Source organism: Streptomyces sp. SCSIO ZS0520, assembly GCF_025643355.1.
Classification (GTDB): Bacteria; Actinomycetota; Actinomycetes; order Streptomycetales; family Streptomycetaceae; genus Streptomyces; species Streptomyces physcomitrii.
Genome location: NZ_CP092644.1, coordinates 3590177 through 3602852 on the forward strand (window position 1 = coordinate 3590177; position 12676 = coordinate 3602852).

General features: G+C 72.9%; 11 protein-coding genes. 6 read left to right on the plus strand and 5 right to left on the minus strand.

The genetic code is table 11. From position 1 onward, the window contains the following. The first annotated feature begins 44 nt into the window (after positions 1-44). Both MID12_RS13725 and MID12_RS13730 read left to right on the plus strand, forming a co-directional pair. A complete protein-coding gene (locus tag MID12_RS13725) occupies positions 45-1418 on the plus strand; it encodes an SAM-dependent methyltransferase (RefSeq protein WP_052482319.1) in 1374 nt (457 codons plus the stop codon). Then, the gene (locus tag MID12_RS13730; protein WP_263167364.1) at positions 1415-2269 is read left to right on the plus strand and encodes a DUF1295 domain-containing protein; all 855 of its coding nucleotides are present in this window, start codon (positions 1415-1417) and stop codon (positions 2267-2269) included. The genes MID12_RS13725 and MID12_RS13730 overlap by 4 nt, the downstream gene beginning before the upstream one ends. Before the next feature lie 408 nt (positions 2270-2677). Here the strand turns inward: MID12_RS13730 and MID12_RS13735 are convergent, their stop codons facing one another. The 4 genes from MID12_RS13735 to clpB form a co-directional block, all read right to left on the minus strand. Beyond that, positions 2678-3430 carry an anti-sigma factor domain-containing protein gene (locus MID12_RS13735; protein WP_040250417.1) on the minus strand — a complete coding sequence of 251 codons (753 nt, stop codon included), beginning with the start codon at positions 3428-3430 and terminating at the stop codon, positions 2678-2680. Then, complete coding sequence (locus tag MID12_RS13740; protein ID WP_040250420.1) at positions 3427-4011, minus strand: sigma-70 family RNA polymerase sigma factor; 585 nt, start codon at positions 4009-4011, stop codon at positions 3427-3429. Before MID12_RS13740 ends, MID12_RS13735 begins: the two co-directional genes overlap by 4 nt. A 381-nt stretch (positions 4012-4392) precedes the next feature. Next, positions 4393-4956, minus strand: coding sequence for a YbjN domain-containing protein (locus MID12_RS13745; RefSeq protein WP_263167368.1), 564 nt, complete (start codon positions 4954-4956; stop codon positions 4393-4395). Positions 4957-5382: 426 nt separating this feature from the next. Further along, positions 5383-7992: an ATP-dependent chaperone ClpB gene (gene clpB, locus MID12_RS13750; RefSeq protein WP_263167370.1), complete on the minus strand. Its 2610-nt coding sequence runs from the start codon at positions 7990-7992 to the stop codon at positions 5383-5385. A gap of 184 nt (positions 7993-8176) precedes the next feature. Between clpB and MID12_RS13755 the strand changes: the two genes are divergently transcribed. Further along, the gene (locus tag MID12_RS13755; RefSeq protein ID WP_263167371.1) at positions 8177-8611 is read left to right on the plus strand and encodes a pyridoxamine 5'-phosphate oxidase family protein; all 435 of its coding nucleotides are present in this window, start codon (positions 8177-8179) and stop codon (positions 8609-8611) included. A gap of 173 nt (positions 8612-8784) precedes the next feature. Here the strand turns inward: MID12_RS13755 and MID12_RS13760 are convergent, their stop codons facing one another. Further along, the gene (locus MID12_RS13760) at positions 8785-9123 is read right to left on the minus strand and encodes a hypothetical protein (RefSeq protein WP_263167373.1); all 339 of its coding nucleotides are present in this window, start codon (positions 9121-9123) and stop codon (positions 8785-8787) included. Positions 9124-9487: 364 nt separating this feature from the next. Here MID12_RS13760 and MID12_RS13765 point away from each other — a divergent pair, with 364 nt between their 5' ends. From MID12_RS13765 to MID12_RS13775, 3 genes are all read left to right on the plus strand, one after another. Further along, positions 9488-10471 carry a hypothetical protein gene (locus MID12_RS13765; protein WP_040250444.1) on the plus strand — a complete coding sequence of 328 codons (984 nt, stop codon included), beginning with the start codon at positions 9488-9490 and terminating at the stop codon, positions 10469-10471. A 105-nt stretch (positions 10472-10576) separates the two neighbouring features. Continuing rightward, positions 10577-11551: a helix-turn-helix transcriptional regulator gene (locus MID12_RS13770; RefSeq protein WP_040257092.1), complete on the plus strand. Its 975-nt coding sequence runs from the start codon at positions 10577-10579 to the stop codon at positions 11549-11551. Positions 11552-11660: 109 nt separating this feature from the next. Then, positions 11661-12635 (plus strand): helix-turn-helix transcriptional regulator, encoded by a 975-nt coding sequence (locus MID12_RS13775; RefSeq protein ID WP_040250447.1) that lies wholly within the window; start codon positions 11661-11663, stop codon positions 12633-12635. The last annotated feature ends 41 nt before the right edge of the window (positions 12636-12676 follow it).

The window sequence follows — 12676 nt, forward strand, 5'->3', positions numbered from 1 at the left end:
CCCCACCCGTTCGACCCGTACCCCGCACCAAGGAGTGACCCCCGGTGACCACCAGCGTTCGTACCCAGACCCCGCGGCAGCGGCCCCCCAGGGGCGCGGCGCCCCGCCTCGGCGCCCTCGTGGAGAAGGCGCTCGGCGGCCCCCTGCCGGTCCGGCTGCGCGCCTGGGACGGCAGCGAGTACGGCCCCGGGGGCGGCCCGCTCGTCGTGCTGCGCTCCCGGCGCGCCCTGCGCCGCCTGCTGTGGCAGCCCGGCGAACTCGGCCTGGCCGAGGCCTATGTGACCGGCGAGATCGATGTCGAGGGCGACCTCGCTCAGGGCCTGCGCCTGATGTGGCGGGCGGCCCGGGAGGGCGCCCTGCACCCGCCGAAGCTCGGGCTCGGCGAACGCGCGGGCGCCCTCGCCTCGGCCGCCCGCCTCGGCGCGCTCGGCCCCCGGCCGCCCGTCCCGGCCTCCCGGGCCCGGCTCAGCGGCGCCCTGCACAGCACCTCCCGCGACCGCGCCGCGATCAGCCACCACTACGACCTCTCCAACGACTTCTACCGGCTGCTCCTCGACGAGACCATGGCCTACTCCTGCGGCTACTGGGCCGAGGGCACCGCGGACCCGGACGGCGACACCGCCGATGCCGGCCGCCTCGCCCAGCGCGCCAAGCTCGAACTCATCTGCCGCAAGCTGGACTTGAGGCCCGGCAGCCGACTGCTCGACATCGGCTGCGGCTGGGGCTCGCTCACCCTGTACGCGGCGGCCGAGCACGGCGTGAAGGTCACCGCGGTCACCCTCGCCGCCGAGCAGGCCGCCCATGTCGCGGCCGAGGTCGCCGCCCGCGGCCTCGGCGAACTGGTCGACGTCGAGTGCCGCCACTGGCGCGACATCACCGGCGGCGGCTACGACGCGGTGGCCACCGTGGAGATGGGCGAACACGTCGGCGACGCCGAGTACCCGCACTTCACCGCCGCCCTGCACGGGCTCGTACGGCCCGGCGGGCGGGTCTTCGTGCAGCAGATGTCGCGGGGCTCCGTCGCCCCCGGCGGCGGCGCCTTCATCGAGACGTACATCGCGCCGGACATGCACATGCGCCCCCTCGGCGAGACCGTCGGCCTCCTGGAGGGCGCGGACCTGGAGGTGGTCTCGGTGCAGTCGCTGCGCGAGCACTACGTCCGCACGGTCGGGGTCTGGCACCGCACCCTGGAGGAGCGCTGGGCCGAGTTCACCGCCCTGGTCGGCGAGGAGACCGCCCGGGTCTGGCGGCTCTACCTGGTGGGCGGCGCCCTCGCCTTCGCGGAGGGCCGGATGGGCGTGGACCAGATCGTCTGCGTGCGCCGCGCGGCGGACGGCGGCAGCGGGCTGCCCGCCGACCCGGTCCGCTGGTACACGGTGGGCACACGGGACGGCTCCGCGGCGGAGGGCGCCGTATGACGGGCCCGGCGGGAACCGCGCTCACCGTCACCGCGGGCGGCGGGGACTCCTTCCCCTGGTCCGTCTTCGGGCAGGGGCTCGCGGTGGCCGCGGGCGCCGCGCTCCTGGTGATGCTCGCGACCTTCGCGGTGGCGCTGCGCCTCGGGGTGCACCGGGTGGTCGACGTCGCCTGGGGTGCCGCCTTCGCCGCGGTCGCGCTCGCCGCCTGGGCACACGCCGCGGGCCGGGGCGAGGGCGACGGGGTGCGCCAGGCCCTGGTCGCCGCGCTGACCTGCGTCTGGGGGCTGCGCCTGGCGGTGCACATCGCCCGGCGCGGCCGGGGCCACGGCGAGGACCCCCGCTACGCGAAGCTGCTCGCCAAGGCGCCCGGCAGCCCCGCCCTGTACGCCCTGCGGAAGGTGTACCTGCTCCAGGGCGCCCTGGTCTGGCTGATCTCGCTGCCGGTGCAGGCGGCGATGCTGCTGCCCGGCCGGCCCGGCCCGGTGGCCTGGGCGGGCACCGCGGTATGGGCGCTCGGCCTCTTCTTCGAGGCGGTCGGCGACCACCAGCTCGCCCGCTTCAAGGCCGACCCGGCCCACCGCGGCCGCCTCATGGACCGCGGCCTGTGGAGCTGGACCCGGCACCCCAACTACTTCGGCGACTTCTGCGTCTGGTGGGGCCTGTTCCTGTGCGCCTCGGAGCAGGTGCCGGTGGCCGCGGCGGTCCTGGTCTCCCCCGTGGTGATGAGCCTGCTGCTCACCGTCGGCAGCGGCAAGCGCCTCCTGGAACAGCACATGGCCGAACGCCCCGGCTACCCCGAGTACGCCGCCCGCACCAGCGGCTTCTTCCCCCGGCCGCCGCGGCGGGGGTGAGGGGCGGGGCGGGGCACGGCGCGGCCGGGCGTGCGAGGGCGGCGCCGCCTCGGCCTCGCGCGGGTGCGGCTTGCCGGGGGTGAGCGGGGCGGGCGTGGGGGCGATGCGTCCGTACGCGGCCTCCGTACCCGATGCGTCCGTACGCGGCCTCCGTACCCGGTGCGTCCGTACGCGGAACGCCGTACGCAGCGGTGAACGGCGACGGGCCGGGCCCGGCCGTGAACGGCGAGAGACCCGACCCGAAGGTGAACCACGACCGGCCCGCCCCGCCCGGACCCGGCCCGACCCGGCCCGACCCGGCGGTGAACGACTGCGAGCCCGGTCCGGGACGGGTGTCCGGGCCGGGCCCGCAGCCGTACCTGATCCCCTCGGCCCTCCGGTGATCGCGGTACGCGGCGGAGGCGGGGCTCAGGCGGGCAGCTCCATCAGCGCCACCGGGTCCGAGGTCGGCTGCTTCGAGCCGCCCGCGGGCTCGACCGTGATGCCCATGCCCGAGGCGTCGCCGATCCTGCCGGCCATCAGCACGGTGTCCGCGGTGCGGTCCGAGTCGATCAGCCCGGCCGGGCGCATCGCACCGTGGTCGTCGAACCAGAGCTGGTACACCTTGCCCTTGGCCGGACGGGCCAGTCCCGCGCCCACGAAGACCGCCTTGTCCCGGCTGCGGGAGACCACGACGGTGCCGCTCGCGCCGTCCCCGATCCGCGCCGAGGTGGTTCTCGCGTCCGGCGCCCCGAGCACCTCGGCCACCGCGTCCGCCCGGTCCTGCGCCTGCCGGGCCTCCTCGCGGGCCTGGTCGGCGCGGTCGTACTGCCAGACCGCCACCCCGCCGAGCCCGGCCGCCGCCGCGAGGCAGGCGGCGAGCACGAGGCGGGAGAGCCTGCGGGCGCGCCCCGGGGCGGACGCGTGGTGCACCGGGTGCCCGTGGCCCGGGACCTCCTGGCGCACCTGCGCGACGGTGCGCAGCACCGCCTCCTTCATGGCGGGCGGCGGGGTGACGGTCACGGCCAGTCCCAGGCGTCCGGCCGTGGCCGCCAGCTCCTTGACCTCCTGCGCGCAGGCCTCGCAGTCCGAGAGGTGGTGCTCGAAGGCCTCCCGCTCGTCCTCGGGCAGGGCGTGCAGGGCGTACGCGCCGGTCAGCGTGTGCAGATCCGCGACGGTCATGCCGTCACCCCCAGGCAGTCGCGCAGGCGGATGAGTCCGTCCCGCAGACGGGTCTTGACGGTGCCGAGCGGCACGGTGAGCAGTTCGGCGACCTCGCGGTAGGTCAGTCCGCGGTAGTACGCCAACGACACGGACTGGCGCTGGAGTTCGGTCAGCGACCGCATACAGCGCCGCACCTGCTCGCGCTCCAACCGCGCCTCGACCTGCTCGGCCACCTCGTCGAAGGCGGGCGTACGGTCCAGGAGCGCGGCACGCTGCTCCCGGTCGGTGGCGGCCTGCGCCGAACGCACCCGGTCCACGGCACGGCGGTGTGCCATCGTCAGGACCCAGTTCATGGCGCTGCCCCGGTTCTCGCGGTAGGCGGCGGCGGTCCGCCACACCTCCACGAGGACCTCCTGGGCGACCTCCTCGGACTGCGCCGGATCGCGCAGCACACTGCGGACCAGGCCCAGTACCGGGCCGCAGACCGCGTCGTACACGGCCCCGAAGGCCTCCTGGTCCCCGCGGGCGACCAGACCCATCTGCTCCTCGAGGCTGGGCCCCGGGGCCGAGGGGACTCCAAGACGTGCTGGTTCTCTCACGCGGTGCCCTCCAGGACGACGGCTCTGCCGAGCGGCGGCAGAGGACGGATACACGAGTCATTCGGAGCCCGCGCCCCGGTGGATTGGTCCCGGACCGTCCCCTCCGGCCCGCCCCATCCTGCGCCACGGGACGCCCTCGAACGGGTGGACACGGGGGGCGGGGCGGCTGGGCGGGCGGGCGAGCGGGATCTCCGGCGCGGGCCGCCCCGGCCCTGGTCGCAGACGCACCGGAGCCCGGCCCCGGACCGGTGGGTACCGGTGCCCGGGCCGGGCTTCCTGGTGCTGCGCTGCCGGACGGGCGGGACCCGGCGAGGGCCCCGCGCGGCGGCTGTCCGGTGGGTCTGCGGGCCCCCGCGACCACCCGATCGAACGACTACCGGATCAGGGGGTGTCCTGCTCGCCGCTTCCGGCGGCCGGGCCGTCCTCGCCCCCCTCACCGTCCTCGCCGTTCACGGACTTCTCCAGGCCGAGCTGCTCGACGAGCCAGCGGTCGAACTCGATCGCCGCGCGCACCCAGCTGACCGTGGAGGAGACGAAGTGCTCCAGGGCGACACCGGTGCCGATCAGCATCTGCGCCTCGCCGATGAGGCGGACGGTGCCGTCGTCGTGGGTGTGGCTGTAGACCTTGGGCCACAGGGTGCGGCGGTTCCAGTCGTCGGCCGCCTCCAGGAGCTGCTGCTTGTCCTCGATCTGGTGCGGCCGGTCGTAGAACGTCCGCACCGAGAAGACCTGCTGCTCCGCCTCACCGCGGAACATGAAGTACGTACGGAAGTCCTCCCACGGGGCGGCGAGGTCGCCCTCCTCGTCGGTGACGTACTTCAGCTCCATCTGTTCGAGGAGCTGCTTGACGAGGTCCTGGTCCGGGACGACGGGCCCCGCCGGACCTCCGGACTGCGGCTCTGGCTGTCCCCCGAAGTTCGGAATCGAGGAGGGGTCGATGGTCACCGTGATTTTCCCTTCATACGGATCCCGCCATCCTCCCCCATCCCGGCCGGGTACTGGCAACCCCCGCCGAGCCGCGCGCCGCGCCGAGCGGCGGTATTCAGCTCTCAGCGTGTTCGGGGGCGTTCCGGCTGCCGTCCTCACCGGCCTTCACCCCGGCCGCGTTGGGGAAGGTCCTCACGAAGGTGCGCCATGCCCTGCTCCAGCACCTCGTTCCCCACCCCGTACGCCGACCGGGGGTGCGTGACCCGATACAGCTTCCCCGAGTCCTCACCTGCGGCCTCGCAGCGATCCGCGTACGGGCCCGGCTCCGTGGCCCTGGCCTTGATGCGCATGCTGTCAGGGCGAGGTGAGGTGGCGGGCCCAGGAGAGGACAGGCCTGCCCCCGCACGGATCCTCGTGCGGGGGCAGGCCGTTCGGACCGGCAGTTCAGAGGCTCTTGCCCGCGGGTCCCGTGCTCGCACCGACGATCAGGCCGCCGGGGCCCGCGTCGTCCACCCGTACCGTGTCGCCGTCCTTGACCTCGCCGGAGAGGATCTCCTTGGCGAGGCGGTCGCCGATGGCGGTCTGGACGAGGCGGCGCAGCGGGCGGGCGCCGTAGGCCGGGTCGTTGCCCTCCCGGGCGAGCCAGGCGAGGGCGGCGTCGGTGACCTCCAGGGTGAGCCGGCGGTCGGCGAGCCTGCGGGCGAGGCGGTCGACCTGGAGGCGGGCGATGCGGGTCAGCTCCTCCTGGGTGAGCGCGGCGAAGACGACCAGGTCGTCCAGGCGGTTGAGGAACTCCGGCTTGAAGGAGGAGCGGACGACCTCCAGGACCTGTCCCCGCTTCTCGGCCTCGGAGAGCGTCGGGTCGACCAGGTACTGGCTGCCGAGGTTGGAGGTGAGGATCAGGATGGTGTTGCGGAAGTCGACGGTGCGGCCCTGACCGTCCGTCAGGCGGCCGTCGTCCAGGACCTGGAGGAGGACGTCGAAGACCTCGGGGTGCGCCTTCTCCACCTCGTCGAGCAGCACCACCGAGTACGGGCGCCTGCGTACCGCCTCGGTGAGCTGGCCGCCCTCCTCGTAGCCGACGTAGCCGGGCGGGGCGCCGACCAGGCGGGCCACGCTGTGCTTCTCGCCGTACTCGCTCATGTCGATGCGGACCATGGCGCGTTCGTCGTCGAAGAGGAAGTCGGCGAGGGCCTTGGCGAGTTCGGTCTTGCCGACGCCGGTCGGGCCGAGGAAGAGGAAGGAGCCGGTGGGCCGGTCCGGGTCGGCGATTCCGGCGCGGGTGCGGCGTACCGCGTCGGAGACCGCGCGCACCGCCTCGCCCTGCCCGATCAGCCGCTTGCCCAACTCCTCCTCCATGCGCAGGAGTTTCTGGGTCTCGCCCTCCAGGAGGCGTCCGGCCGGGATGCCGGTCCAGGAGCCGACCACGTCCGCGATGTCGTCGGGGCCGACCTCCTCCTTGACCATGGTGTCCGCGGCGGCCTCCTCCTCGGCGGCCGAGGCCTCCTCCAAGTCCCGCTCCACGGCCGGGATCTCGCCGTAGAGCAGCTTGGAGGCGGTGTCGAAGTCGCCGTCGCGCTGGGCGCGTTCGGCCTGGCCGCGCAGTCCGTCGAGCTTCTCCTTCAGCTCACCGACCCGGTTGAGGGACTGCTTCTCCTTCTCCCAGCGGGCGCCGAGCCCGCGCAACTCCTCCTCCTTGTCGGCGAGATCGCGCCGCAGCCGCTCCAGGCGCTCGATGCTCGCCTTGTCGGTCTCCTTGCTGAGGGCCAGCTCCTCCATCTTCAACCGGTCGACGGCGCGCTGGAGTTCGTCGATCTCGACGGGCGAGGAGTCGATCTCCATACGCAGCCGGGAGGCCGCCTCGTCGACCAGGTCGATGGCCTTGTCGGGCAGGAAGCGGGAGGTGATGTACCGGTCGGAGAGCGAGGCCGCGGCGACCAGGGCGCTGTCCGCGATCTGCACCTTGTGGTGGGCCTCGTAGCGGCCCTTGAGCCCGCGCAGGATGGCGATGGAGTCGGCCACGCTGGGCTCGGCGACCAGGACCTGCTGGAAGCGGCGTTCGAGGGCCGGGTCCTTCTCGATCCGCTCGCGGTACTCGTCCAGGGTGGTCGCGCCGACCATGCGCAGCTCGCCGCGGGCCAGCATGGGCTTGAGCATGTTGCCCGCGTCCATCGAGGAGTCGCCGCCCGCGCCCGCGCCGACGACGGTGTGCAGCTCGTCGATGAAGGTGATGATCTGCCCGTCACTGTCCTTGATCTCGCCGAGGACGGTCTTCAGGCGCTCCTCGAACTCGCCGCGGTACTTGGCCCCGGCCACCATGGCGCCGAGGTCCAGCGAGACCAGCCGCTTGTTCTTCAGCGACTCGGGCACGTCCCCCTTCACGATCCGCTGCGCGAGTCCCTCCACGACGGCGGTCTTGCCGACGCCGGGCTCACCGATGAGCACCGGGTTGTTCTTGGTGCGGCGGGACAGCACCTGCACCACGCGCCGGATCTCCTGGTCCCGTCCGATGACCGGGTCGAGCCTGCCCTCGCGGGCGGCGGCGGTGAAATCGGTGCCGAACTTCTCCAGGGCCTTGTAGCTGCCCTCCGGATCGGGCGTCGTCACCCGTCGTCCTCCCCTGCTCTCCTGGAATGCGGCCAGCAGCTTCTTCTCACTCGCACCCTGCTCGGTGAGTACGTCCCCGGCGCGGCCGCCCTTGCCGGCGATACCGATCAGCAGATGCTCCGTCGACAGGTACTCGTCGCCGAGCTCCCCGGCCTGCCGGTCCGCCTCGGCGAGTACGGCGAGCAGCTCCCGGTCGGGCCCCGGCGGGGCCACCGTGGAACCGGTGACGCTCGGCAGCTGCCCGAGCAGGCGCTCGGCGCCCTCGCGCACGGCCGCCTGGTCGGCCTCGACGGCGGTGAGCAGGTCGGTGATGTTCTCGTTGGCCCGCCCCGCGAGCAGCGCGAGGAGCAGATGCGCCGGGGTCAGGTCGGCGTGCCCGTCCGCCACGGCACGGCTGCTGGCCGCGTTGATCGCGTCCCGGCTCCTGTTGGTCAGCTCGGCGTCCACTGTCCTGTTTCCTCCTCGGGGCTCGCACCGCTCCTGGCCGCCCGCGACCAGTATTCATTACTGACTGGTCCAGGGTACACAAAGTTGAGCGGGTTCCACTCAAGAATGAGGAGTGAGGTTCTGAGGACGCGGAGAAGGGAGGGCGTACGGTTGCGCGTCCGGGTCCCCGCAGTAGGTTCGCCGCATGGCCACCGACCCCCGTGACCCGGACGAGAGCTACCTCGCCTTCTGGCGCGAGCCGCTCCAGTGCACCCTGACCACCCTGCGACCGGACGGCACCCCCCACTCGGTGCCGGTGAACGTGACGTACGACCCGGCGGCCGGACTCGCCCGCGTCCTCGCCGGCCGGACGAGTACGAAGGTCCGCAACATCCTGGCCGGGCAGCGGGCCGCCGGGGTGCCGGACGGGACGCCCGCCGGGGCGCCGGTCTCGGTGAGCCAGCACGCCGAGGGCGGACGCTGGGCGACCCTGGAGGGCCGGGCGGTGATCCGTACCGACCCCCAGGCGGTGGCGGACGGCGAGCGGCGCTCCACCGAGCGGTACGGGCGCACGCCCCGGGAGAACCCCGAGCGCGTGGTGATCGAGATCCACCTGACCCGGGCGATGGGGCGGGCCTGAGGCGGCGGGCTCCGCGGCCCCGGCCCGCCCGCACGAGGCGTCACGGCGCCCGTACGACATCGCCCCGTCCCGAGCCGTCCGCGCAAACGCGAGCGGCGCCACCGTGTTCAGGTCACGGTGGCGCCGCTGCGGGGGGAAGTGCCTGCGCGATCTACGACGACGGGGGAATCGCGTCAGGCACTGCGGGGGGTGGCCGGGATGGCTTGGCTTGTGTTCAGGTGTTCCGGCTCGGCGAGCCGGTTGTCGCGCCGGTCGAAGTTCACGAAGATCATTCCGTACCGCACCGCACACCGCACGGGCTGGGGAGCCCCTCGCGGCCTGCGCAGCAGACGGAACGCGCGTACTTCTTCCTCCTCGTCACGGGTCACGACGACCGGTTCACCGAAGACGGTGACCGTGAGCGTGTCGCCGGGGTGGGGGACCGCCGTGGCGAGGTCGACGAAGTGCCACCCGAGACGGTAGGCCGAGGCCATCTCGCGCCGGAAGGAACTGTCGTCCGGGGGGGTGGTCATGCGATCGTGGGGGACGTAGAGCTGTTTGGGAGAGTGTTCCAGGAGACGTCACCGGCGACATCGTCGGTGCCCTTCTCCTGTACGGCCCTCCCCTGGGGCCCGGGGGTGTTCCACGAAACGTCATCGGCGACGACCACTGCGCTGTTCCAGGAGACGTCCCCGGGTGCGGCGGCGGCGAACGCGACCAGGGCAAAGCCCACAGCAAGCACTGAGCGAAGCATCTTTCGGGACATAGTCGGCTTCGTCCTCACTTGATCGGTTCCTCTCCCCCGCACCCTCATGACGATGGCGCATACCGGCACGTTGAGGCCACAGAACCAATGCATCATGTTCCTGTAGGTTCAGGACCCTGGGGGGTGAAGAATTGGCAACAAAAGAGGCAAAGGCGACACATCCGCACTCGGTGACCGCCCTGTGCGACGAAGGGGCACGTCTTTATGCCGCGGCGCTGAGCGCGGGACGGATCAGCCGGTCGGAGGTGGGATCGGCGTCCTGCCTGCTGGAACTGGCGCTACTGCGCCCGGATCCGGACGACGGGAACTGGCTGCGCCCGCTGGCCCCTTCGGCGGCGCTGGCGCAGCGGCTGCACCCGCTGGAGCGCGAGATCCAGGAGCGGCGGCGCCTGTCCATCGAACTCGCTGACGCTTTCGAGCCGTTCATGGCGATCACCGCGCAGGAGCCGGCGACCACGCACGCGATCACGATCCTGGAAGGCTTCCAGACCATCAACGCGACGCTGGACGTCGCCACGGCCGAGTGCAAGGAGGAGATCCTCACCGTCCAGCCCGGCGGCGTACGGGACTTCGACTCGCTCTCCCAGTCGCTGGAGCGCATCGAGGAGCCGCTGAGCCGGGGCGTGCGCATGCGGACCCTCTACCAGCACACCGTGCGGCACGGCCCCGGGATCTACGCGTACGTGGAGCGGATCGGGACCGACCGGATCGAGATCCGCACGCTCGAAGAGCTCGTCGACCGCATGATCATCTTCGACCGCACCATGGCGATCATCCCCGCGCGCCGCGACCGGCGGGTCGCCCTGGAGCTCCGGCACCCCGGCCTGGTGGACTACCTGGCCTCGGTGTTCGACCAGTTCTGGCAGCAGGCCACCCCGCTGACGGAGGAGCCGCCCTACCCCTCCGCGCCCGACGGCATCACCGGGGTCCAGCGCTCCATCGCCAAGCTCCTGATCGAGGGCTATGTGGACGAGGCCATCGCCCGCCGCCTCGGCATGAACGTCCGCACCTGCCGCGCCCACATCGCCAAACTGGCCGCCGCGCTCGGCAGCGGGAGCCGGGCCCAACTCGGTTTTCTGATCGCAAAGTCAGGAGTCCTGGAACAGGAGCAGTAGCCGGGTCTCTGTACTATGCACGGCCGGGAGTGGACGAGGGCAAGCGGTTGCCACCCGACTCCGCTCCCTCCCCGCCCCCACGTGGCCGACCAGGGGATCCGCAGCATGACCCACGAGCACCCGCCCCACCCCGTCGAGAAGCTGTGCGAGGCGGGCCTTCGCGTCTACGCACAGGCGCTCCGCGAGGGCCACGTCGCCGTCGAGGACGCCGAGGCCGCGCCCTGCCTGACCCGGTTCGGCCTGCTTCATCCCGACTTCGAGGACAGCCGCTGGCTGAAGCCCGCGCCCCCGGCCGTGCTGCTGCCCCGGCTGCTGCGCGGCATCGAGGACGAGGTCGCCCGCCACCGCAGGCGCGAGCGCGAACTCGCGGAGATCTTCGAGCCGCTGATGGCCCTGGACGCCGACCGCTCGCCCGCCGCGCAGTCCTCGGCGCTGACCGTGCTCAGCGGCACCGGCCCGATCAACGCGGCCATCCAGCACGTGATGGCGGAGGCCACCCAGGAGATCCTGACCATCCAGCCGGGCGGCGCCCGTTCGGCCGCCGCGCTCGCCGAGTCCTACGCGCAGGAGCAGGCCATGCTGGACCGGGGCGCCCGGATGCGCACCCTCTACCAGCACACCACCCGCTACGCGCACGCCGTACTGGACCACTTCGGCCGCCTGCGGGGCGACGTCGAGGCGCGCACCCTGAGCGAGGTCACCGACCGCCTGGTGGTGATCGACCGCTCGGTGGCCTTCATTCCGGCCAACGCCGAGCGCACCCTGGCCCTGGAGATACGTCACCCCTCGGTGATCGCCTACCTCACCACCACCTTCGAGCGGCAGTGGAATCTGGCCACCCCCCTGTTCCCGACCGCCGCCCAGCAGCCCCAGGAGAACGGTGTCACGGCCCGCCAGCGCGCCATCGCCGCCCTGCTCGTGGAGGGCGAGACCGACGCCCGGATCGCCGAGCGGCTGGGCATGAACGTCCGCACCTGCCGCGCCCACATCGCCAAGCTGGCCGCCACCCTCGGCAGCGCGAACCGGGCCCAACTCGGCTTCCTCATCGGCCGGTCCCAGATCCTCGACCAGGAGCGGTGACGTCCGCGAAGGGCCCTCGCGGACCGTCTTCACGGAAAGCCTGCACGGGGCAACGACACCGGGCAGAGTGACCGGTCCAGACGCCTCCTCCCTCACGAAAGGCAGGGCGTTGTCCACGACGCACCACCCCCACGGCATCGACGAACTGTGCGAGCCCGGCGCCGCGCTCTACGCGCGTGCACTGCGCGCCGGCCGGCTGCCGCACGCGGCGGCCGAGTCCGCGCCCTGCCTGCTCGACATGGGTCTGCTCCAGCCCGATGTGGCCGACGCCGGGCTGCTGCTGCCCACCCCGCCCGCGGTCGCCCTGCCCCGCCTGCTGCACACCATCGAGGAGGACGTGACCCTGCGGCGGCAGAAGGAGGCGGCCCTCGCGGAGGCGTTCTCCCCCCTGCTGGCGCTGGACGCCGACCACCGGGCGCCCGCCGGGGACTCCTCGATCACCGCGCTCAAGGGCCTGGAGAGCCTCAGGAAGGCCGCCGCGCGGGCCGCCGCGGAGACCAGGGAGGAGGTGCTGGCCATCCGGCGCGGCAAGCGCTACGCGGAGTCGCTGGACGAGCGGCGCGGCATCGACGTCGGGGTGCTGAAGCGCGGCGGCCGGCTGCGCACCCTCTACCAGCACACCTCGCGCCACTCCCCCGTCGTCTCCGCCCACTTCGAGCGGCTCGGCGCGTACGACTTCCAGGCGCGCAGCCTGGACCACATACCCGAGCGGCTGGCCATCTTCGACCGCAAGGTGGCCTTCGTCCCGTCCGCCGAGGACCCGGACCTGGCGGTGGAGGTGCGCCACCCCACGCTGGTCTCCTACCTGGTGTCGATGTACCAGGAGCTGTGGCGCTCGGCCGTGCCGCTGTTCCCGCGCAAGGCGCACCTGCCGGCCCCCGAGGGGTTCACCGCCCGGCAGCGCGCCATCGCCCGGCTGCTCGTGGAGGGCCAGACCGACGCCAGGATCGCCGAGCGGCTCGGTATGAACGTCCGCACCTGCCGCACCCACATCGGCAATCTCGCCACCGCCCTCGGCAGCTCCAACCGGGCCCAACTCGGCTATCTCATCGGGAAATCCGGCATGCTCGACGACCCAGAGTGAACGAAGCGGAACCGCTCCCTAGAATTCCCTCCTGCCACCCC

Bases quoted from the DNA above. Each gene is read 5' to 3' on its own strand.
- MID12_RS13730 (WP_263167364.1), top strand. From the start codon at position 1,415: ATGACGGGCCCGGCGGGAACCGCGCTCACCGTCACCGCGGGCGGCGGG.
- MID12_RS13735 (WP_040250417.1), bottom strand. From the start codon at position 3,430: ATGACCGTCGCGGATCTGCACACGCTGACCGGCGCGTACGCCCTGCAC.
- MID12_RS13755 (WP_263167371.1), top strand. From the start codon at position 8,177: ATGGCCACCGACCCCCGTGACCCGGACGAGAGCTACCTCGCCTTCTGG.
- MID12_RS13760 (WP_263167373.1), bottom strand. From the start codon at position 9,123: ATGACCACCCCCCCGGACGACAGTTCCTTCCGGCGCGAGATGGCCTCG.
- MID12_RS13770 (WP_040257092.1), top strand. From the start codon at position 10,577: ATGACCCACGAGCACCCGCCCCACCCCGTCGAGAAGCTGTGCGAGGCG.